The following is a 21,485-nucleotide window of genomic DNA, read 5'->3' as shown; positions in this document are numbered from 1 at the left end:
CGGAATGGGTCCCGGGCTCGCGCCTCCGGCCCGCCCCGGGATGACGAGAGAGTTGAGCCTTTTCCTGATTGAATAGTCCGCTTAAAGTTGCCGCTTGGGGAGGCGTTTAATGATCTGGCTGCAACGCGGATTTTTGGTTCTGACGCTGGTCTTTGCGGCGGCCACGATCTTTCTAGCGATGAAAATCCAGGAAGTTCCGTTGCCGGACCAGTTCGAGCTGCCGAACGGATTTTCAACGCCCATTTTGGCAATGGAATTTCCCAGAGATGCGGCGGACCTCGCCTTTGTTCGGGGCCTCGAAAATGAGGATATGCGCCGGCATATCTATGTCGTGCAGTATATCGATCAGTTCTTTCCCTGGGCGTATGCGGGGTTGGTTACAGTTTTCATAGCATTTCTAACTCTGAAATTTTCGGGTCGAGCCTCGAATAGGTGGGCTGTAATTGGTCCCATGTTGCCGGTGTTAATTCTTCTACCGCACGGGATTACGAGCAGGGACTTCTATGAAAATGAAATGATCGACCGCGCAATTATTATGGTGATGGACGAGGACAGCGCGCTGCCTCGTGCGGAAAGCCGCGTGGCAGAATCAGTGACCTCTGCGGCTTGGCGAAAGTGGGGGATGATCGGCGTTTCGGTTTTAATGATCGGTATTCTGTTCGCCATGAATGGATATCTGATTATGGGAGGTCTGTTATTGATCCCCGCACTGGTAACCAGCTACGCCCGCTTTATCGATCCCACCGGACCGACCATCGAGTTCATGGCGCAGACGATTGCTGTTTTCTTTCTCGCCATTCCGCTGATGGCGGTTTATTTCCTCGTCCAGTCATTCCGCCGGACGGAGCCTACAAATGAAAGCCCTCGCCAAGTCGAAAGCTGAACCTGGAATCTGGATGATCGAGGACGCGCCGATGCCGGAAATCGGCCCGGATGATGTGCTCATCAAGATCAAGAAAACGGCCATCTGCGGCACAGACATCCACATCTATAACTGGGATGAATGGGCGCAGAAAAACGTGCCCGCGCCCATGGTGGTGGGCCATGAATATGCCGGCGTGGTCGAGGCTGTTGGTGAAGACGTGAAACGCATCAAGCCGGGCCAGCGCGTGTCGGGTGAGGGGCATATCATCGGTGGCGCGTCTCGTGCCGCGCGGGCCGGCAAGTTTCACCTTGATCCCGATACCAAGGGCATTGGCGTCAATATTCCCGGCGCGTTTGCCGAATATCTCAGCCTGCCAGCGTTTAACGTGGTCGAACTGCCCGACGAAGTGCCCGATGAGATTGGTGCCATCCTCGATCCGCTGGGCAATGCGGTACACACCGCGCTGCAGTTTGATCTGGTCGGCGAGGATGTTCTGGTCACCGGGGCCGGGCCTATCGGCATTATGGCGGCCGCTGTCGCGCGTCATGCCGGGGCCCGTCATGTGGTGCTGACGGATATTAATCCGGACCGGTTGAAACTGGCCGAAGATGTGGTGCCAAATCTGCGGCCGGTGAATGTCGGCAAGGAAGAGCTCAGCGTGGTGATGGCCGAATTAAAAATGCGCGAAGGCTTTGATGTCGGTCTTGAAATGTCGGGCGCGCAACCTGCCTTCCAGCAAATGCTCGATTCCATGGTGATGGGCGGCAAGGTTGCCATGCTGGGCACGCCCGCGCGGGCCTATGACATCAATTTCGCCGACATCATTTTTAAGGCGCTGACCGTGAAGGGCGTTTATGGCCGCGAAATGTTTGAGACCTGGTATAAAATGCTGTCCATGCTGCAATCAGGTCTGGATGTGTCCAAAGTGATTACCCACCGCCTGCCGGTGGATGATTTTCAGGCCGGGTTCGATGCCATGCGCTCGGGCAAGTCGGGCAAGGTGGTGTTGGATTGGGGGTAGAATACTTTAAGCAAACAAGCGAATGACAGGTCTCAAATATCCTCCACCTCAAGGCTGGGCGGCGATTTCACTCGCGACATTGAAGCTCGTGGTCTGTAGCGTAATCGTATTCGGATTGGCATTACCATTTGCCGCCGTAGGCGCTTTCTCGAACGGCTTGTCGGCAAACTCGTCCGAAATATCCACGGTCATGATGATCGCTTCAGTGATGTTGTTCGGAGCCGGTATCTCGCAAATTGCTGGCGGTATCGTCTGGTTATGGGAGAATGGTAAATCGCCGCATACTGTGACAACAAGACGTCGCATTGCCGCCAAGGTTCTAATGGTCGCAGTTCCGGTCGGATTCATAGCGATTAATCTATTCGTATTAGTGAGTTATCCATGACCGACACCCGCCTCCCGCTAGAATTCACCGAAAAGCCGCTCGACGACATGACGGCGGAGGCGGAAGCTTTCTATGCCGATATCAAGAAGCGCCGCACGGTGCGGGAGTTTTCCGGCCGGGATGTGCCGCGCGAGATTATCGAAAATGCGATTCTGGCGGCGGGAACCGCGCCCTCGGGCGCCAATCACCAGCCCTGGTTTTTCTCCGTGCTGGGGAAGGGGCCATTGCGTACCAAGCTGCGCGAGGCCGCCGAGGCCGAAGAACGCGCTTTTTATCAGGAGAAAGCCAGTCAGGAGTGGCTGGATGCGCTGGAACCGCTCGGCACGGATGATCACAAGCCCTATCTGGAAATCGCGCCCTGGATCATCGCTGTGTTCGCACAGCGGCGCGGAGGCGTGACGGCCGGGGAAAACAAGAAGAATTACTATGTAAGTGAGAGCGTCGGCATTGCCTGCGGCATGCTCTTAACCGCTTTGCATCGCGCCGGTCTGGTGACGCTGACCCACACGCCCAATCCGATGACCTTCGTGTCGGAGATCTGTAACCGGCCCAAGGATGAAAAGCCCTACATGCTGATCGTGGCGGGCTATCCGGCAGATGGCGCAACCGTGCCGGAACATGCGCTGATCAAAAAGCCCCTGTCGGACATCGCTGAATTCATCGAGTAAATCTCATGGCCGTCACTTTCGTCGTTGAACGCGATTATGCGATGGAGGCAGACGCACATTTTGCAGAGATCGTGAAATTCGACGAGCTGGCCGAGGCCATGTCCTCGCAAGTGACCTATGAGGGCTTGCCGACTGGCGAGGCCTTTGCGGGGCAATCGATAGATCTGAAACTGCGCCTATATGGCTGGTTGCCGATCGGGCGCTGGCATATCGACGTGATGGACCGTGATGATGCCGCCCGGCGGCTGGTGAGCCGCGAACATGGCACGATGGCCAAGCGGCATGATCATGTTTTGACCATAGAACCGTTGGACGGTGGTGGTTGCCGGCATCGCGACGAAATTACCGTCGATGCCGGCTGGCGGACGGGCTGGTATGCGAAGACGGCTCGGCGCATGTATGAACAGCGCCATGATCTGCGCACCCGTTTGAGAGGCGAGGTTTAAGCCGCGACGCGTTGCCGGGTCGACGTCGTCGACCAGATCAGGGCGATAATCCAGCCAATCAGCGTCCAGCCCAACAGGAAGTTGGTCAGAAAGATTGCGAACGCATTATGGTGGCTGCGCACCAGTGCGATCAAGCTGGGCAAAAAGAACATCGCGATTAGCACGATGAGTTCCATCAAACTCACTCCTTATCGAATTTCGATAAAAACATAAGTGAGTCCGACCAGGTGCGCAAGAGCCGGGCAGGGGGATTGATGGTTAGAAAATCCCGTCATTCCGGGGCGCACGATGTGCGAGCCCGGAACCCATGCTAAAACGTCGCCAGTCCGGCATGGGTCCCGGATCAGGCTTGCGCCCGTCCGGGATGACGACATGGGTTTTAAGCCCCCATGCCTTCCGTGCCCGGGAATTGGTAGTCCTTGAACATTTCCCGCAGCTTGGTTTTCAGGATTTTACCCGTCGCGCCGATCGGCATTTCCTCGATGAACTGGACATCATCGGGGATCCACAGCTTGGGCACGACGCCGGCGAGGTATTCCTTGATGCTGTCGCCATCCGGCTCTGCGCCGGGGGCGAGCTGCACGATCAGCAGCGGGCGTTCGTCCCATTTCGGGTGCGGCATGCCGATGGCAGCGGCCATGGCAACGCTGGGATGGCCCATGGCGGCATTTTCGAGATCAATAGAGGAGACCCATTCGCCACCGGTCTTGATGACATCCTTGGACCGGTCGGTGATGGTCATGAAACCATCGGAATCAAGGTGGGCGACGTCGCCGGTGCGCATCCAACCATCATCGGTGAAGGCTTCCACGCCAGCGCCCCGGTAATAGCCCGAAGCAATCCACGGGCCGCGTACCTGGACGTGACCAGAGGATTTACCATCCCAAGGCATTTCATTGCCTTCATCGTCAACGATGCGCATTTCCACACCATAAACGAGACGGCCCTGTTTCAGCTTCAGCTTGACCTCGTCTTCGCGGTCTATGCCGATATGTTTGGCCAACGGGGTGTTAACCGTGCCCAGCGGGCTCATCTCGGTCATGCCCCAGCCTTGCTGCATGGTCACGCCATATTCGTCCTCAAAGACGCGGAGCAGGGCCTCTGGCAGAGCCGACCCGCCGATCAGGACTCGTTCGATGCCATCGATGCGCTTGTTGTTCTCGCGCAGATATTGCAGCAGGCCGAGCCAGACGGTTGGAACACCGGCGACATAATTGACGCCCTCTTCCTCGATCATTTCATGCAGGCCCGCCCCATCAAGGCGTGGCCCGGGCATAACCAGCTTCGCCCCCGCCATCGGCGCTGCATAAGGGATGCCCCAGGCATTGACGTGGAACATGGGAACCACGGGGCAGAGCACGCCTTGCGCGCCCACACCGATGACGTCTGCAGCGCAGGTCGTCATGGCATGTAAGAGAGTGGAGCGGTGGGAATACAAGACGCCTTTGGGATCACCCGTGGTGCCGGACGTATAACAAAGGCCAGCGGCGGCGCGCTCATCAAACTCCGGCCAGTCATAGTCGGGCTTTTGCGCGTCGATCAGGTCTTCATAGGCGAGGCATTTGGTCTGGACATCCTTGGTGTGATTGGAGTCCGTCATCAACACCCAGTGCTTCACCGTTTTGCAATGCTTGGCGATGCCATCAATCAGCGGCGCAAAGGTCTTGTCAAAGAAGACGGCTTTGGATTGGGCATGATTGAGGATCCAGATGATCTGCGCAGGGTCGAGACGGGGATTGACCGTATGGACCACGGCACCGATGCCCGACACGCCGTAATAAAGCTCGAAATGCCGGTGCGTATTCCAGGCAATCGTGGAGACCCGGTCGGACTGTTTGATCTTGAGCTTTTTCGTCAACGCATTTGCCAGCTGACGCGTGCGGGTATGAGCCTCGGAATAGCCATAGCGATGTGTCGAAAGATCTTCCGGCAGGCGGCTGACGATCTCCCGGTCGCCATGGCAATTGTCGGCATGTTTCAAAATCCCTGAAATCATCAGGGGGGCATCCATCATCTCGCCCTTCAGCATCATGTCATTCTCCCCGGTTTTGTCCGACTTGCGGACCTGAACGTATTCAAGCCTGTCTTGCGGCCACAGCGCAACGCCTTTGCGTGTCTTTTTAAAAGCGAATACAGGCATTGCCAGTAGGGAGTTTCAGCAATGACCGGTCTGCCAACCTATGAGGACGTTCTGGAGGCCGCACGCCAGATCAAGGGCGAGGCGGTGCGAACACCCTTGCTGGAAAATGATGTATTGAATGCCCAGCTGGGCGGGCGAGTGCTAATCAAGCCGGAATGTCTACAACGCACCGGCTCGTTCAAATTCCGCGGGGCGTATAATCGCCTGTCGCGCTTGAACGAGGCTGAGCGAGCCAAGGGCGTTGTGGCGTTCTCGTCCGGTAATCATGCCCAGGGCGTCGCGTTGGCGGCCAGGCTGCTGGGCATACCCGCCACCATTGTCATGCCGTCGGATGCCCCGGCGATTAAAGCCGAAGGGGTGAAACGGTTCGGTGGCACAATCGTGCCCTATGACCGCGAGACCGAAAGCCGGGAAGAGATTTCAGCCCGGTTGGTCGAAGAACAGGGCGCGACCTTGGTGCCCTCCTATGATGATATTTATATCATGGCCGGGCAGGGCACGGTCGGTCTCGAAGTGGCGGAAGATTTAACGGCGCGGGGGCTGAACCCCGATCAATTTGTGTGCTGCACAGGGGGCGGCGGGCTGATTGGCGGATCGGGTTTAGCAATAAGGCAGCATTTTCCCCGTTGCGAGCTCTGGGCGGCAGAGCCAGAAGGCTTCGATGATCACAAACGGTCCTTGGAAGCAGGCGATTGGGTTGCGAATGCCCGGAAATCCGGTTCCATCCAGGATGCGATTATTACACCGGAGCCGGGTCGGCTAACCTTTCAACTCAACCGGAAACAGCTCACCGGAGCCGTGACCGCCAGTGATGACGATACGCTGCGCGCCATCGCCTTCCAGTGGAAGCAATTGAAACTGGTCGCGGAGCCCGGCGGCTCCACCGCTTTTGCCAGCCTTTTCAACGGTCAGATCGACACGAAAGACAAGACAACCGTGGTGGTCGTGACCGGCGGCAATGTCGATCCCGCGATTTTCCGGCAGGCGCTGGAATTCGTCTAGAAATACCCTGCGCCGCGGCGAAGATCATATTCAAGTTCCAGCGGCACGGGCTGCCCATCGCCCAGACGCCACCGATAGACCTGCACATTCTCCATCACGCGTTGGACATAGTTCCGCGTTTCAGAGAATGGGATAGATTCAATCCAGTCGATCGGGTCGATCTCGTCGGTTCGCGGGTCGCCATAGTCCTGGATCCAGCGCCGCGCCCGGTGTCCGCCGGCATTATAGGCCGCCATGGCGAGGATGTAGCTGCCATCGAACTCATCGATCACTTCCTGCAAGTGATACTGGCCCAGGCGCATATTGTATTCAGCGTCATAGGTGAGCGACTCATACCGATAGGGCAGGCCCATGCGCCGGGCCGTTTGGCGGGCTGTGGCCGGCATCATCTGCATCATGCCGCGGGCCCCGGCACCGGATACAGCGCGCGGATCAAACTCTGTTTCCTGCCGAATGATGGCATGTGAGAGCGCGGGCTCCGGATCCCCATAGCCAGAAGGCGGCAGATCGACGACCGGATAGCTTTCTTCCGGCAGGATATTCCAACGATAGCTGGCCGCTTTGGCCGCACGAACGCCCTGGCGCAAATAGCCATATTCCTGCGTCAATTGAGCGAGGAGGCGGCTTTCAGCGGCGTCCTCCAGCTCGTCATCAAAATGATAGCTGAAGACGCGGAAAAAATAATCTTCATTCTGTTCGGCCAGCAGTCGCAAGGCGCGTGTGACCGGCCGGGATTCGAAACGGATCCGTGTGCCCTCGGTGATCAGCGGCGGCGGGGCCAATTCCATAAGCGGGCGGCCATTCTCTGCCAGGCGCACGTGTGCCATCTGGCCGTAGAATGTGGTGAGGTGAACGGCAGAAAGCCGGTAAAATTCGAGTGCGTCTTCTGTCCGACCCAAATCTTCCGCAGCCCGGCCTTGCCAATAACGGGCGCGGGCAACCGAGACCGGGAAAGTCACGCCGGTTTCGAGACGAGTGAAATGGTTCAGCGCGTCTTCCGGACGGTCAAGATAACGCAAGGCCAGCCAACCGGAGACGAATTCCGCGTCGGCAAAGTCTACGCCATGTTCCATGCCATGGGCCGAAGCGAGCCGATACGCTGTGGCATATTCACGATCCCGGATCAGATTGAGGATCATCAAGCGGCGTTCCAGCCACATATCATCCAGCGCGGCCGGATCGTCATGTGTATCAGGAAGCTGCAACAACATTTCCAGCGCGCCTTCATCCAGATTGGCCCGGCGGCGCCAGCGCGCGCGCTCATAAATCAGGCCGGGATGGTTGGCGAGCCCTGCGGGAACACGGGCTACGGCTGCATTCACGCCGCTCTGCCGGGCAGCAAGCGCAATTCGCGCATCCAGCAGGGCGCGATTGGGATTGTCGAGCTCGCTGCGAAGACGGCGGGCTGCGGAGCGTTGTCCCCGCCAAAGCAGAAAATCAACGCGCGCGTCATGATCGGAAAGGGTCAGGATATCTTCATGGGCGTCGAAAATCTCATCCTGGCGGTAAAGCCGGAATGTGTGATTGCGCCAGGCGTCGCGAATATAGGGGACAGCTTCCGCAAGGCGGCCGGATGCGCGCAACGCCTCGCCCAATGCAATCTTGCCTTCACCAGAGACCGGTTCATTGCCTTCAAACCAGTTGACGATGAATTCCGGCGACAGGCCCGACGTTGAAATCTTGAATTCGGCTTCGGTGCGGATGGTGGTGTACTGCGGCCAGCCTTCCAGCTCCTCAAGAGCGAGATCGAGCTCCATAAAGGTCGCGTCTTCATCAGAGGTCGCGATTCGCCAGAGCAGAATGTTGCTGGCGACGGAATCGGATATCCGCCGCCTTGTGTCGCGAACCAATCCCCATTCCCCGTCTTCGGAGGCTTCAAGTCCACGCTCAAGCATGAAAAAATCATGCTGATCCAGATATCTGGAAGGGTTAGGACGGTCAGGGCGCAGGCGCGGATCAGGTGACTGGGCATCCGCCGGCAGAAGGATTGCCAGCAGGCCGGTAATCAGGACCAGTTGAGAGAAAAATCGCATTGCACTCATCATGTCCGCAAAGGAGGCGCCATCATGGCGCGCGCCTTGTTACTGTCCAGAGCCGTTATGCGGCCTTGGCCGCTAATCTGGCGTTCGATAGGCTGATGACCAGTAAAAACTTTGTCAGGTTGATTACCCATGTTTTCCGGATCCCTTACAGCGCTGGTGACTCCATTCAAGAATGGTGCCGTTGATGACGCCGCTTTTCAGGCGCTGGTGCAGCGCCAGATTGATGAGGGCACGCATGGCCTCGTGCCGGTGGGCACAACCGGCGAAAGCCCCTGCCTGACTCTGGATGAGAAGAAGCGGGTTATCGAACTGACAGTCGAGGTCGCCAATGGCGCGGTGCCAGTGATTGCTGGAACCGGGTCAAACAATACGGCCGCGACCATCGAGATGCACAAATGGGCGAAAGCCGCCGGTGTGGATGGCTCTCTGGTGGTCGCACCTTACTACAACAAACCCTCACAAGACGGCCTGCTCCGGCATTTTGAAGCGATCGCACAAAGTGCTGACTTACCCATCATCGTCTATAACATTCCCGGCCGCTCCATCGTGGATATAACGCCTGAAACCATGGCACGGATTGCGGAACTGCCCGGCGTGGTTGGCGTCAAGGACGCCACGGGTGATCTCACCCGGCTGGGCGCTCATCGACGCCTGATCGGTGCGGACTTCATCCAGCTGTCCGGTGAGGACCCGACGGCCATTGGATACAATGCAGAAGGCGGAACTGGCTGCATCTCGGTTTCGTCGAATGTCGCGCCAGCTTTGTGTGCGCAAATGCAGAATGCGACGCTGTCGGGCGATTATCAGGAAGCGCTGGAAATCGGCGATCAACTTCAGCCACTTCATCGGGCACTTTTCCTGTCACCCAGCCCCGGCCCCGCGAAATACGCCTTGAGTTTGCTGGGTTTGTGCTTACCTGAGGTGCGCTTGCCGCTGACCGAACCTCCCGAGGAGGTGAAAGCAGAGGTGAAAGCGGCCATGGAATACGCCGGATTGATCTGATGCCCCAGAAAAAAGACGGCGCGATCGCTATTAACCGGCGTGCGCGTTTCGACTATGAGATTGAGGAGACGTTTGAAGCGGGGATTGCGCTGCAGGGCAGCGAGGTCAAATCCCTGCGCAATGGGCGTGCGAACATCGCCGAGGCCTATGTCGGCCCGGAGGGCGAAGAAATTTTTCTCATCAATGCGGATATCCCGCCCTATGCGGGTGCCAACCAGTTCAATCATGAACCGCGCCGCCGCCGGAAATTACTGTTGAAAAAGAAAGAGATCGCCAAGCTTTTGGGCGCCGTCGCCCGCGAAGGCCGGACGATCATCCCCTTGCGGCTTTATTTCAATGATCGCGGGCTGGCCAAGCTTCTAATCGGGCTGGCGAAGGGTAAGAAAACCATCGACAAGCGCGAAACCGTCAAGCGGCGAGATTGGGATCGTCAGAAATCCCGCTTGATCAAGAATTACGGTTAGCCGTCCAGATACTTTCTGATATCCGCGAACACAGCCTCGAACATCTCTTCGGTGAGGCGGCCCGTATTCGTATTGTATCGCGAGCAGTGATAGCTATCGAAAATTCGCAAATTGCGCCCTTCGATCCCGAAGTCCTGAGCGGCCTGGTGGGCAAACTTCATGGCGGCGACCCTTTGTCCAAGCGCGCGCAGCGTGTTGTCGTGTGAAATTTTACCGAGACAAAGCAGCGCTTTCAGCCGGGACAAGGCGGCAATCCGGCTGGTCAGAAAGGGTCGGCAGGCATTGGCCTCTGCGCCGACCGGCTTGTTTTCCGGCGGCACGCAACGTACCGCATTGGTGATCATGACATCTTCGAGATCCAGCCCGTCTCCTGCATGGCCGGCATACGTTCCGCGGGTAAAACCGGCCTTTTCCAGCGTGGCATAAAGCAGATCGCCGGCAAAATCGCCGGTGAAGGGCCGCCCTGTCTGGTTGGCTCCTTTAAGCCCCGGCGCCAAACCTACGATCAAAAGCCGGGCGTTTTCATCCCCAAAAGACTCAACAGGGGCGTTGTGGAACTCTGGATACTTCACCGCATTGTCCTTGCGAAACTGAACCAGTCGCGGACAAAGCGGACAATCCAGAGGCGCTTCGGGCGGGACGTTAGTCGTCATTGCGTTGCGGACGTCCGCCCTCCCGGCCGATCATTTTCTCAAGATCCGCGAGATCAATAAATCCGTCCGCCTGGCGGCGCAGATCATCAGAAATCATGGGCGGCCTGGCCTTCATGGAGGACACGACCGTCACGCGTGCGCCCTTGCGCTGGCATTGATCGACGGCATAGCGAAAATCACCATCTCCAGAAAACAGAATGATATGATCGAGATAGCTAGCAGCAAGAACGATATCGACGGCGAGTTCAACATCCATATCACCCTTGATCCGGCGGCGACCGCTATCGTCGGTAAATTCCTTGGTCGGCTTCGTGACCACGTTGAAGCCATTATAATCCAGCCAGTCGACCAGCGGCTTCAGCGGTGTGAAGTCCTCATTCTCGAGGAGGGCCGTGTAATAGTTCGCCCGTGTCAATCGGCCACGTTTCTTGAATTCTTCCAACAGTTTGCGGTAATCAATATCAAAATCGAGCGATTTGGATGTCGAATAAAGATTGGCCCCGTCAATAAAGAGGCCGATGCGTTCATTAGGATAAAAGGTCATAATCAAATTCCGTGATGCAAAGGTTTGAACGAATGAGCGCCCATAGCGAAATATTTGTCGGGCTGGGTGGTAATCTGCCGTTTCAAGCTCTGGAACCGCAAGAGACGCTGACACGTGCCCTTCAGCTTCTCAAATCGCATGGTGTGCGGCCTGTACATGTGTCGTCCTTCTGGATTTCGCCCGCCTGGCCGGACCCATCCAAACCCGCTTATACCAACGCGGTTGCGGAAGTTGAAACGGCGCTTGATCCGCTGGTGCTGCTGGAAACGCTGCACATGGTTGAAAGTGCGCTAGGGCGTGTCCGTGTGGGACCGAATAGTTCTCGAACACTGGATCTGGACCTGATTGATTATCGCGGCCAGGTGCTAGACACGAAAACCTTGACCTTGCCGCACCAGCGGGCACATGAACGCGCCTTTGTTTTGTTGCCGCTACAGGAATTGGCGGCGAACTGGACTCATCCGGTAAGCGGCGCGGCGATAGACCAGTTGATTGCCGATCTTGAGCCATCCGCCCGTAAGGCGACTGTCCGGCTCTAGAAAAAGCTGTGCTGCAATGCGGCAAAGCCCTTGCGGGAGAGGGCAAGGAGCGTTACCTACTCCGATCCGTTTGCACGCAATTATCCAGGAGGCGAACGCGCATGGCCCGCGTTACCGTTGAAGACTGCATCGAAAAAGTCACGAACCGGTTTGATCTGGTTCTCATGGCGGCGCACCGCGCCCGCAATATCTCGGCCGGTTCCGAACTGACCCTGGACCGTGACAATGACAAAAACCCCGTTGTCGCGCTGCGCGAAATTGCAGAAGACAAGCTGGATCTGAATGCACTTCAGGACAGCCTGGTAAATGGGCTGCAACGCGTGATCCCCAGCGATGAGGAAGAAGAAGAACGCGCTTCGCCGCAGGATGATCTTCCGCAAATCGCGTCCAAGCCGACCCCGGCCGATCCGGATGAAGCCGATATGCTTAAAGCGCTTCAAAGCGATCGTGACGGAGCGCCGGACAACCGGTTCTAAACCGCGGTGAGCCTGGCCGCGCCCGACCTCAGAACGCCGGCGAGTGATCCTTTTCCAACCGCCGATGACCTCATCGGGCGTATCTCGAAATACCACCCCCGGGTGAATGAAGAGCTGATCCGCAGCGCTTATGCGTTTGCGGAGGACGCCCATGCGCCGCAAAAGCGGCATTCGGGCGAGCCCTATTTTGCGCATGTCGCGTCGGTCGCCATGATCCTCGCGGACCTGAAGATGGATTCCGCGACCATCTGTACAGGACTTCTCCACGATACGGTCGAGGATACGCCCGCAACGCTGGATGATCTGGCAACGCATTTCTCACCCGAGATTTCAAGTCTCGTCGATGGGGTGACCAAGCTGGGTCAGATGGAGCTGAGTTCGACGCGGACCCGTCAAGCGGAAAACTTTCAGAAACTGATCGTCGCGATTTCGTCCGACGTGCGGGTGCTGATCGTGAAACTGGCTGACCGACTGCACAATATGCGCACGTTGCATCATGTGCCCAAGCCAGACAAACGTGAGCGGGTCGCCACGGAGACGCTGGAAATCTATGCCCCGCTGGCGCGGCGGATCGGGATTAACCGGATCTGTGTGGAGCTGGAGGACTTATCCTTCCAATACGTCAATCCGGCCGCCTTTGAGTCGGTCGCCAAACGGCTAGGCGAGATGCGGGATGCCAACGCCGGAGAAGTCGCCGAGGTCTCCCATGTTTTGACAGAAAAACTGGATAAGGCCGGGATTGAAGGCCGGGTTTTCGGGCGAGAAAAGCGGCCTTATTCGATCTGGCGCAAGCTTGACCGCAAAAACATCACCTTCGATGAAATCGCGGATATCTATGCCTTCCGCTTGATTATTGACGACAATAATGTCGATGAGTGCTATCGCGCCCTTGGCGTGATCCACCAGAACTGGCGCTGTGTGCCAGAACGATTTCGGGATTTCATCTCGACCCCTAAACCTAATAATTACCGCTCTTTGCACACCACCATTGTAGGGCCCGACAGTGTGCGCTTGGAAATCCAGATCCGCACCGAAGATATGGATGCGGTCGCGGAAAGCGGGGTTGCGGCACACTGGCGCTATAAAGGTCAGGATTATGGCTATGACGCCGATGCGGCGAAATCAGCGGGCGGAGACCCGTTGGAACGCTTGCGTCCTTTTGTGGAGATTTTGGAGCAGGGCGGTGATCCGGATGAATTCCTGGAACACGCCAAGCTCGAAATGTTCGCAGATCAGGTTTACTGTTTCACGCCGAAAGGCGAACTGATCGCTTTGCCGAATGGCGCAACGCCACTGGATTTTGCCTATGCGGTTCATACCGAGCTGGGTCACACGACGATCGGGGCCAAGATCAATGGCCGCGACCGCCCGCTCCGAACGCGGCTGCGCAATGGCGATGTGGTTCACATCCTCAAAGGCGGGCTGCGTCAGCCGCCCGCGGGCTGGGAAGAGCTAGCGATCACAGGCAAGGCGCGGGCCGCGATTCGCCGATTGATCCGGACGACGGAGAAAGCTGAATTCGAGGGCATTGGCAAGATGCTCGCCGAACATGCCTTCGAGCGCGAAGGCAAGATATTCAAGGAAAAAGGCCTTGAGGACGCCCTCGCGCGCCTCGAGCTGGCGGATGTTGACGCGCTTTATCAGGCACTCGGGCGCGGGCGGATTACGTCGGGCGAGTTTCTCGATGCGGTCTTCCCAGGACGCCGCGATAGCCGTCAGTATGCGGCGGGTGAAAAAGAGCTTATCCGGGACGAGAAAGCGCGGTTGTATGTCCGCGGGCGGGGTTTGACGCCGGGTGTTTCGATCCATTTTGCGGAATGCTGCTCACCGCTGCCGGGTGACCGGATAGTCGGTGTGATGGTGCCGGACAAGGGCGTGACCATTCACACCATCGATTGTGGCGTGCTGACCGATCATGATGAGAGTGATCTCGACCGCTGGATCGACCTTGGCTGGACGGCCGAAGCGGAAGAAAATGCCGTTTCCACCGCTCGCGTTCATGCGGTGATGCACAACACGCCGGGTACGCTGGCCGATATTGCCCGCGCGGTCGGTGAAAACCGCGGCAATATCGGCAACCTATCCACGCTGAAACGGTCCAAAGACTTCTTTGAAATGCAATTTGATATCGAGGTGTTCGACAATCGGCACCTTTCAAACATTATATCGGCCTTGAAGATGTGCTCGGGCGTTGTGTCTGCAGAGCGCGTTCGTGGTGGAAGCGGAGATGACAACTGATGGATACCCAGGCGGTGCTGAACGAATTCCGGGCGGCCGGCGCGCTGCTGGAGGGGCATTTTGTCTTGTCCTCCGGATTGCGCAGCCCGGTCTTTCTGCAAAAGGCCAAAGTGTTTGCTGATGCGAAGCGAACCGCGACGCTGTGCGCAGCCCTGGCCGACATGGTGCGCGATCATCTGGATCAGAAGCCGGACATCATCGTGTCACCGGCGGTTGGCGGGATCGTTCCCGGCTATGAGATGGGGCGGCAGATGGACTTGCCCGCCATTTATGTCGAGCGTGAGGACGGAGCATTTCGTTTGCGGCGCGGGTTTGAGCTCCATGAGGGTCAAAAGGTGCTGGTGGTGGAAGATATTGTGACCACCGGGCTGTCATCGCGCGAGTGCATCGACTCACTGAAAGAGACAGGCGCTGATGTGATTGCCGAGGCTTGTTTGATTGATCGCTCGGGCGGCAAGGCGGACGTTGGCGTGCCGTTGATTGCACTGGCGACGGTCGAGTTTCCGGCCTATCCGGCGGATGATCTGCCGCCGGAGCTGGCCGCCATTCCGGCGACCAAGCCGGGCAGCCGGGGATTGCAAGCATGAGCAGTCATGTCCGCCTTGGCGTGAATATCGATCATGTCGCGACCATCCGGAATGCGCGCGGCGGCGTGCACCCCGATCCCGTGCGCGCAGCGCGTCAGGCGGCTGAAGCCGGAGCGGACGGCATCACTGCTCACTTGCGCGAAGACCGCCGGCATATCGGCGACAAGGATATCGAGCGCCTTTCCACCGAGATTGATCTGCCATTGAATTTTGAAATGGCAGCAACTGAAGAAATGCTGGCGATCGCACTGGCGCATAACCCCCATGCCGCCTGCCTTGTTCCGGAAAAACGTGAGGAGCGCACCACCGAGGGCGGGTTGGATGTCGCCGGTCAGCATTCGCTGATTGCGCCCTTCGTGACCAAGTTGAATGCGGCGGGTATCCGGGTCTCGCTGTTCATTGAGCCGGACCCGGTCCAAATCGCGGTGGCTGAAGCCATTGGCGCATCCGTCGTTGAGTTTCACACCGGAGCGTATTGCGACGCCTTCCTTGAAGGGGATCAGGCCAGAACCGCGGATCATTTGAAACGCATTACTGAGGCCTGCGCGCTGGCGCATCAACGCGGTCTGGAAGTCCATGCCGGACATGGCCTGACCTACGACACGGTGAAGCCGGTGGCTGCGATTGCGGAAGTCAAAGAGCTGAACATCGGTCATTTCCTGATTGGCGAAGCGATCTTCAGAGGCCTGCGTGAAGCGGTGACGACGATGCGCGGCTTGATCGCTGATGCCCGTCGCGAGGCGGCGGCTTGATCATCGGGACCGGCACCGACCTGATTGATATCCGGCGGATTGAAAAAACGCTCGACCGGTTTGGTGAGCGCTTTACCAATCGCTGCTTTACTGAGATCGAGCGCACCAAATCCGATCGCCGCAAGGAACGCGCGGCCAGTTATGCCAAGCGCTATGCTGCAAAAGAGGCGGGAGCAAAAGCGCTCGGGACCGGCATTGCCCGCGGGGTATCCTGGAAAGAGATTGGCGTGGTGAATCTGCCGGGCGGCAAGCCGACGCTGGATCTGCAAGGCCGGGCGCTGGACTGGCTTGCCCGACTGACGCCGGAAGGGATGACGGCTTTTGTGCATATCTCCATCACCGACGAGCCGCCTTACGCCTTGGCGAATGTGATCATTGAGGCCTTGCCAGAGGATGAGGCATGAATCCGGAACTGGACGCCCTTCAGGAGCGGATCGGGTATCATTTCAAGGATATGGCGCTGCTTCAGCGGGCAATGACCCATGCCAGTTTTGGCGATGGCGACAAGTCGGTTGCCAATAATGAGCGGCTGGAATTCTTAGGCGACCGGGTGCTGGGGCTTCTGGCATCTGAAACGATGTTTTTAAAATTCAAAGCTGCTAAGGAAGGCCGGCTGGCGCCGCTCTATAATTCACTTGTCGACAAAAAAGCGTGTGAAAAAGTGGCGCGTGCTTTTGATCTGGGGCCGGGTTTGCGCCTGTCTCCCGCAGAAGACCGTGTGGGTGGCCGGAACAAGGCGTCGATCCTTGCCGATGCAACAGAAGCCGTGATGGCCGCGGTTTATCTGGATGGCGGGCTGGAGGCGGTGCGCGGTGTGTTTGAACGCGGATGGGGCGAGGCGATTGCCAATCTGACCGCCAAGCCGCGCAATCCGAAATCCGACCTGCAAGAGCTGGCCGCCAAGCGTAATCTCGGGCATCCGCACTATGAAGTGCTGGAACAGGCGGGACCCGATCACAAGCCGGTTTTTGTTGTAAAAGTTGAGCTGGGGCGACTGGATCCGTGCGAAGGGCAAGGCGGATCGAAACAGTCTGCTGAACGGGCGGCCGCAACGGCGATGCTACAAAGGATTTCAGGGAATGAGTGACACACGGGCCGGATTTGTGGCCGTCATCGGCGCCCCAAATGCGGGAAAGTCCTCACTGGTCAATGCGCTGGTGGGCGAAAAAGTCTCCATTGTTACCCGGAAGGTGCAAACCACACGCTTTCCGGTGCGCGGCATCGCCATGGAAGGAGAAGCGCAGATCATCCTAGTGGATACGCCCGGCGTGTTCGAGCCGCGCCGGCGTCTGGATCGGGCGATGGTAAAATCCGCCTGGACCGGGGCCGATGATGCCGATGGTATTGTTCATGTGATCGATGCGGAAGCGCAAGATCGTGTGGCCAATGGACAGGGCGATGGCGCGGACAAGCTGTCGGTCAAGGATGATGACCGCGTCATTGACGGTCTGAAGGCGGCTAGCAAGACCGCCATTCTGGCGCTCAACAAGATTGATACGCTGGAGCGGGATCGGTTGTTACCGCTGACCGAACGCTTGAATGAAAGTGGCGTCTATTCAGAGACTTATATGATTAGCGCAACGCGCGGTTATGGCATTCCGGATTTGAAAGCGCGGCTGGCCGAGATGATGCCGCAGGGGCCGCATCTTTATCCCGCCGATCAGGCTGCGGATATTCCCCAGCAGTTGCTGGCGGCGGAGATTACACGCGAAAAGGTCTATGACCGACTGCATCAGGAATTGCCCTATGCCAGTGCGGTCGAGACGGAAAGCTGGCGGCGCCTGCATGATGGCTCGGTGCGGATTGAACAGCGTATCTATGTCGATCGGACCAGCCAAAAGCCGATTGTGCTGGGCAAGGGCGGCCAAACCATCAAGGCAATTGGCGCAACTGCGCGCGAAGAGATGGAGGCCGTTTTCGGCCATAAGGTGCATCTTTTCCTGCAGGTACAGGTTCAATCAGGATGGGATGAAAACCGGGCGCGCTATCGCGCCATGGGGCTGGAATTCGATAGCTGATGGAATGGACCGGCAAGGGTATTGTTCTGGCCGTCCGGCCACATGGTGAAACCAGCGCCATTGTTGAACTTCTAACCGAAGACCATGGCCGTCATGCCGGTCTGGTCCGCGGCGGGCGATCGCGCACGATGCGACCGGTTCTGCAACCGGGAAATACCGTCATGGCGACCTGGCGGGCGCGGCTGGCGGATCATCTGGGCAATTACGCGATTGAAGCGGACAAGTCTCGCGCCGGTATTGTGATGGACGATCCGCTGGCCTTGGCCGGGTTGAATGCGGCAAGTGCGCTGGCGTCTCTGGCATTGCCAGAACGCGAACAGCACACCCGAGTCTATTCCGGGCTGGAAATTCTGCTGGATCAACTTGAAGACCCGGAGATCTGGCCGGTGCTTTATGTCCGCTGGGAGGCGGGGCTCTTGAAAGACCTGGGCTATGGGCTGGATTTTGAGAAATGCGCCGCAACCGGCGCGGTCGATGATCTGACCCATATCAGCCCGCGCTCGGGCCGCGCCGTCAGCCGGGAAGCAGCCGAACCCTATATCGACAAGCTGTTGCCTTTGCCCGCTTATCTGCGCGATCCGTCTGCGGGCTATAGACTGGGCGAAATCGCTGCCGGGCTGGCCATGACTGGCTTTTTCCTGGAGCGCCGGGTGCTCTGGCCAATTGATAAGGAATTACCCGAAGCGCGGGTGCGATTGATCCGCGCGCTCACGGACGCCGGGCGGATTTAGCGGCATACTGATCACCTACGAATCAGGAGCGGCCCATGGGCGATGTGTTCACGCCTGAAGATGGTGAGATTTTCGAGGAACCTTTCGATGAAGCGTTGTCCAAGCGCTATCTCGCTTATGCCTTGTCGACCATCACCCAGCGGGCCCTGCCGGATGCGCGGGACGGGCTGAAGCCGGTTCACCGGCGTATCCTGCATGCGATGCGGGTTTTGAAGCTGAATCCGCGCGATGCCTTCAAGAAATCGGCGCGCGTTGTGGGCGATGTGATCGGTAAGTTCCACCCGCATGGCGATCAGGCGGTTTATGACGCGCTGGTGCGGCTGGCGCAGGATTTTGCCTCGCGTTATCCGCTGGTCGAAGGGCAGGGCAATTTTGGCAATGTCGATGGCGATGGCGCCGCGGCCATGCGTTACACCGAAGCGCGCCTGACCGAAGCAGCGGAGTTGCTGCTTCAGGACATTGATCAAGGTACAGTCGATTTCCGCGAAACCTATGATGGGTCTGAAGAAGAACCCATCGTTCTACCTGCCGCTTTTCCAAACCTGTTGGCCAATGGTGCAACTGGTATTGCGGTTGGCATGGCGACGTCCATTCCGCCGCATAATGTCTATGAGCTATGCCGGGCGTCGCGCACGCTGATTTCCAATCCGGAGGCCTCCGTCGCGCAATTGCTGCGCTCGGTGAAAGGACCCGATTTCCCGACCGGCGGAATTTGTGTCGAACCGCCAGAAGCTGTCCGTGAGGCCTATGAAACCGGGCGGGGCGGGTTTCGCTTGCGTGCGCGGTGGGACACCGAAGATCTGGGTCGTGGCACCTGGCAAATCGTGGTCACGGAAATTCCGTATCAGGTTCAAAAATCCAAGCTGGTTGAGCGCATCGCGCAATTGCTGGACCAGAAAAAGCTGCCGCTTCTTGAGGATGTGCGCGATGAAAGCGCCGAAGACATACGCCTGGTGCTCGTGCCCAAGAGCAAGAATGTTGATCCGGCCGTTCTTATGGCCGCGCTCAACAAGCTGAGTGATCTGGAAACGCGCGTTTCCTTGAACCTCAACGTGCTTGACCCGGCGGGCACGCCGCGCGTCATGAGCCTGAAAGACGCGCTGCGCATCTGGCTGGATCATCGCCGCGAGGTGATCGTTCGGCGGGCAAATACACGCCTCGCCAAGGTCGAAGACCGGCTGGAAGTTTTGGCGGGCTATATCATCGTCTATGCCGATCTGGACGAGGTGATCCGCATCATCCGGTTTGAGGATGAGCCCAAGCAGGAATTGATGCGGGCCTTCTCACTAACCGATCGGCAGGCGGAAGCGATCCTCAATATGCGGCTTCGCGCCTTGCGGAAGCTGGAAGAACTCGAGATCCGCAAGGAAGAGACCAATCTCAAGGCTGAGCGGGGTGAGCTTAAGGCGCTGTTGGCCTCAGAAGACAAGCAATGGGCGACGGTCGATGGCGAGGTCGCCGAACTTGAAACCCGCTATGGCCCCAGGACCGAACTCGGCCGACGCCGCACGGACTTTGAAGAAGCCGGTGAAGACATTGGCGATGTTGTGGCTGAAGCGCTTATCGTGCGCGAACCGATCCTGGTTGTGGTCTCACAGAAGGGTTGGATCCGTGCTTTGAAAGGTCACGGACATGATATCGGTGCGATTGCCTTCAAGGACGGCGATAGCGCGCTTTTCACCGTGAAATGTGAGACGATCGACAAGCTGATCCTGTTTGCGACGGATGGAAAATTCTACGCCATTGATGCCTCCAAACTGCCTGGCGGACGAGGGCATGGTGATCCGTTGCGCTTGCATGCCGGGCTGCCGGAAGATGCCGCGCCTCTGGCCTTGTTTAAGCACGATCCGGAGCGCGAATTGCTGATCGCGTCGCGAGAAGGCAATGGGTTCCGCGTAAAAGAAGGCGATGTGTTTGCCTTCAAGAAAGGCGGCAAGCAGGCGCTGAATGTCGGTGAAGGCGAGGCGCTGGCTTGCGTACCGGTCTCTGGCAGTAAAATAGCCGTGTCGAATAACAAGAAGCGCCTGTTGATCTTCGATCTCGAGGATCTACCGCAAATGAGCCGGGGCAAGGGCGTACGCCTGATGGGCGGCAAGGGTGCAGAACTGATCGATGTGACGACTTTCGACCCCAAAGAGGGCCTTGCCTGGATTGACGGGGCAGGCCGCCGCCATGTCAGCGAGGATTGGCGCGATTGGGAAGGAAAGCGCGCTCAGGCGGGCTCGGTGCGGCCTCGCGGCTTTCCAAAAACAGGAAAATTTTTGCCATCGGACCCGGTGGCTGTAGCGCGCGCCATGGATTCGGCGTAATCAGGTTTTAGAACCGAACCAAACGGTCAGGAGGGACCTCCCAAATGGAATGGATTATTCTGCTTATCATATTGGTTGTCATTGGCTTTTTTGTCATTGGAATTTACAACCGATTGGTGGCGCTGCGTCAGACAACCAATCAGGCGTGGGGTGATATCGATGTGCAGCTGAAACAGCGTGTCGACCTTATTCCCAACCTCGTAAATACGGTGAAGGGCTATGCGTCTCATGAAAAGGAGACGTTGGAGAATGTCGTCAAGGCGCGTCAGGCGTCTGTTGATGCCAGCAATGTGAAAGATCAGGCGCAGGCGGAAAATCTGCTCACTGGCGCGCTTCGCCAGATTTTCGCGCTGTCGGAAGCCTATCCGGAATTGAAGGCGAACGAGAACTTCCTCGCGCTGCAGAACGAGTTGGCCGATCTGGAAAACAAGATCGCGGCCGCCCGCCGTTTCTTCAACAACGCGGTGAACGAGTACAATACGGCCCGGGAACAATTCCCGGCGGTCTTGTTTGCCAACATGTTTGGCTTCCTGCCGCGTGAGTTCTTCGAAGTCGCTGACCGCGCTGCGGTGGAAAACGCCCCTGAGGTGAAGTTCTAAGAGG

At 57.8% G+C, this 21,485-nt stretch carries 24 protein-coding genes; 18 read left to right on the top strand and 6 right to left on the bottom strand.

Translation table 11 applies throughout. The annotated features are described in order from the left end of the window. Window positions 1-109: 109 nt before the first annotated feature. Both ACO079_RS03475 and tdh read left to right on the top strand, forming a co-directional pair. On the top strand, window positions 110-883 hold the full coding sequence (locus ACO079_RS03475; RefSeq protein WP_421791809.1) for a hypothetical protein: 774 nt from the start codon (window positions 110-112) through the stop codon (window positions 881-883). Then, on the top strand, window positions 855-1,886 hold the full coding sequence (tdh, locus tag ACO079_RS03470) for an L-threonine 3-dehydrogenase (RefSeq protein WP_421791807.1): 1,032 nt from the start codon (window positions 855-857) through the stop codon (window positions 1,884-1,886). Before ACO079_RS03475 ends, tdh begins: the two co-directional genes overlap by 29 nt. A gap of 48 nt (window positions 1,887-1,934) precedes the next feature. Here the strand turns inward: tdh and ACO079_RS03465 are convergent, their stop codons facing one another. Further along, window positions 1,935-2,078: a hypothetical protein gene (locus tag ACO079_RS03465; RefSeq protein WP_421791805.1), complete on the bottom strand. Its 144-nt coding sequence runs from the start codon at window positions 2,076-2,078 to the stop codon at window positions 1,935-1,937. A gap of 189 nt (window positions 2,079-2,267) precedes the next feature. Here ACO079_RS03465 and ACO079_RS03460 point away from each other — a divergent pair, with 189 nt between their 5' ends. Continuing rightward, window positions 2,268-2,939: a nitroreductase family protein gene (locus ACO079_RS03460; RefSeq protein WP_421791803.1), complete on the top strand. Its 672-nt coding sequence runs from the start codon at window positions 2,268-2,270 to the stop codon at window positions 2,937-2,939. A gap of 5 nt (window positions 2,940-2,944) precedes the next feature. Then, the gene (locus tag ACO079_RS03455; protein WP_421791801.1) at window positions 2,945-3,385 is read left to right on the top strand and encodes a hypothetical protein; all 441 of its coding nucleotides are present in this window, start codon (window positions 2,945-2,947) and stop codon (window positions 3,383-3,385) included. Here ACO079_RS03455 and ACO079_RS03450 read toward each other — a convergent pair. Both ACO079_RS03450 and ACO079_RS03445 read right to left on the bottom strand, forming a co-directional pair. Beyond that, window positions 3,382-3,561 (bottom strand): superinfection immunity protein, encoded by a 180-nt coding sequence (locus tag ACO079_RS03450; protein ID WP_421791799.1) that lies wholly within the window; start codon window positions 3,559-3,561, stop codon window positions 3,382-3,384. The genes ACO079_RS03455 and ACO079_RS03450 overlap by 4 nt on opposite strands. A gap of 203 nt (window positions 3,562-3,764) precedes the next feature. Further along, window positions 3,765-5,417 carry a long-chain-fatty-acid--CoA ligase gene (locus tag ACO079_RS03445; protein ID WP_421791798.1) on the bottom strand — a complete coding sequence of 551 codons (1,653 nt, stop codon included), beginning with the start codon at window positions 5,415-5,417 and terminating at the stop codon, window positions 3,765-3,767. 129 nt (window positions 5,418-5,546) lie between these two features. Here ACO079_RS03445 and ACO079_RS03440 point away from each other — a divergent pair, with 129 nt between their 5' ends. Then, a complete protein-coding gene (locus ACO079_RS03440; protein ID WP_421791796.1) occupies window positions 5,547-6,527 on the top strand; it encodes a threonine ammonia-lyase in 981 nt (326 codons plus the stop codon). On the opposite strand, the gene ACO079_RS03435 is transcribed toward ACO079_RS03440, so the two are convergent. After that, a complete protein-coding gene (locus tag ACO079_RS03435; protein ID WP_421791795.1) occupies window positions 6,524-8,560 on the bottom strand; it encodes a transglycosylase SLT domain-containing protein in 2,037 nt (678 codons plus the stop codon). The genes ACO079_RS03440 and ACO079_RS03435 overlap by 4 nt on opposite strands. A 138-nt stretch (window positions 8,561-8,698) precedes the next feature. Here ACO079_RS03435 and dapA point away from each other — a divergent pair, with 138 nt between their 5' ends. Continuing rightward, entirely contained in the window at window positions 8,699-9,571 is an 873-nt protein-coding gene (gene dapA / locus ACO079_RS03430) for a 4-hydroxy-tetrahydrodipicolinate synthase (protein WP_421791793.1), read from the top strand. Beyond that, window positions 9,571-10,035: an SsrA-binding protein SmpB gene (smpB, locus tag ACO079_RS03425; RefSeq protein WP_421791791.1), complete on the top strand. Its 465-nt coding sequence runs from the start codon at window positions 9,571-9,573 to the stop codon at window positions 10,033-10,035. Before dapA ends, smpB begins: the two co-directional genes overlap by 1 nt. Here smpB and ACO079_RS03420 read toward each other — a convergent pair. Together ACO079_RS03420 and ACO079_RS03415 are read right to left on the bottom strand one after the other, a co-directional pair. After that, window positions 10,032-10,688, bottom strand: a complete 657-nt coding sequence (locus tag ACO079_RS03420) for a uracil-DNA glycosylase (protein WP_421791790.1) — start codon at window positions 10,686-10,688, stop codon at window positions 10,032-10,034. The genes smpB and ACO079_RS03420 overlap by 4 nt on opposite strands. Continuing rightward, entirely contained in the window at window positions 10,678-11,232 is a 555-nt protein-coding gene (locus ACO079_RS03415; protein WP_421791788.1) for an NYN domain-containing protein, read from the bottom strand. The genes ACO079_RS03420 and ACO079_RS03415 overlap by 11 nt, the downstream gene beginning before the upstream one ends. A 32-nt stretch (window positions 11,233-11,264) precedes the next feature. Between ACO079_RS03415 and folK the strand changes: the two genes are divergently transcribed. From folK to ACO079_RS03360, 11 genes are all read left to right on the top strand, one after another. Then, a complete protein-coding gene (folK, locus tag ACO079_RS03410) occupies window positions 11,265-11,771 on the top strand; it encodes a 2-amino-4-hydroxy-6-hydroxymethyldihydropteridine diphosphokinase (RefSeq protein WP_421791787.1) in 507 nt (168 codons plus the stop codon). 101 nt (window positions 11,772-11,872) lie between these two features. Continuing rightward, window positions 11,873-12,247: a DNA-directed RNA polymerase subunit omega gene (gene rpoZ, locus ACO079_RS03405; RefSeq protein WP_421791785.1), complete on the top strand. Its 375-nt coding sequence runs from the start codon at window positions 11,873-11,875 to the stop codon at window positions 12,245-12,247. A gap of 6 nt (window positions 12,248-12,253) precedes the next feature. Beyond that, the gene (locus ACO079_RS03400; RefSeq protein ID WP_421791783.1) at window positions 12,254-14,485 is read left to right on the top strand and encodes a RelA/SpoT family protein; all 2,232 of its coding nucleotides are present in this window, start codon (window positions 12,254-12,256) and stop codon (window positions 14,483-14,485) included. After that, window positions 14,485-15,072 carry an orotate phosphoribosyltransferase gene (gene pyrE, locus ACO079_RS03395; RefSeq protein ID WP_421791781.1) on the top strand — a complete coding sequence of 196 codons (588 nt, stop codon included), beginning with the start codon at window positions 14,485-14,487 and terminating at the stop codon, window positions 15,070-15,072. The genes ACO079_RS03400 and pyrE overlap by 1 nt, the downstream gene beginning before the upstream one ends. Next, complete coding sequence (locus tag ACO079_RS03390; RefSeq protein ID WP_421791779.1) at window positions 15,069-15,824, top strand: pyridoxine 5'-phosphate synthase; 756 nt, start codon at window positions 15,069-15,071, stop codon at window positions 15,822-15,824. The genes pyrE and ACO079_RS03390 overlap by 4 nt, the downstream gene beginning before the upstream one ends. Beyond that, window positions 15,821-16,228 carry a holo-ACP synthase gene (gene acpS, locus ACO079_RS03385; protein WP_421791778.1) on the top strand — a complete coding sequence of 136 codons (408 nt, stop codon included), beginning with the start codon at window positions 15,821-15,823 and terminating at the stop codon, window positions 16,226-16,228. The genes ACO079_RS03390 and acpS overlap by 4 nt, the downstream gene beginning before the upstream one ends. After that, a complete protein-coding gene (rnc, locus tag ACO079_RS03380) occupies window positions 16,225-16,911 on the top strand; it encodes a ribonuclease III (protein WP_421791776.1) in 687 nt (228 codons plus the stop codon). Before acpS ends, rnc begins: the two co-directional genes overlap by 4 nt. After that, on the top strand, window positions 16,904-17,842 hold the full coding sequence (era, locus tag ACO079_RS03375) for a GTPase Era (RefSeq protein ID WP_421791774.1): 939 nt from the start codon (window positions 16,904-16,906) through the stop codon (window positions 17,840-17,842). The genes rnc and era overlap by 8 nt, the downstream gene beginning before the upstream one ends. After that, window positions 17,842-18,573, top strand: a complete 732-nt coding sequence (recO, locus tag ACO079_RS03370) for a DNA repair protein RecO (protein WP_421791772.1) — start codon at window positions 17,842-17,844, stop codon at window positions 18,571-18,573. The genes era and recO overlap by 1 nt, the downstream gene beginning before the upstream one ends. Before the next feature lie 35 nt (window positions 18,574-18,608). After that, window positions 18,609-20,882 (top strand): DNA topoisomerase IV subunit A, encoded by a 2,274-nt coding sequence (gene parC / locus ACO079_RS03365; protein ID WP_421791770.1) that lies wholly within the window; start codon window positions 18,609-18,611, stop codon window positions 20,880-20,882. 44 nt (window positions 20,883-20,926) lie between these two features. Next, window positions 20,927-21,481, top strand: coding sequence for a LemA family protein (locus tag ACO079_RS03360; protein WP_421791768.1), 555 nt, complete (start codon window positions 20,927-20,929; stop codon window positions 21,479-21,481). The last annotated feature ends 4 nt before the right edge of the window (window positions 21,482-21,485 follow it).

The organism is Hyphobacterium sp. (assembly GCF_965228115.1).
Classification (GTDB): domain Bacteria; phylum Pseudomonadota; class Alphaproteobacteria; order Caulobacterales; family Maricaulaceae; genus Hyphobacterium.
This window is presented reverse-complemented; position numbering and strand designations above follow the sequence as displayed.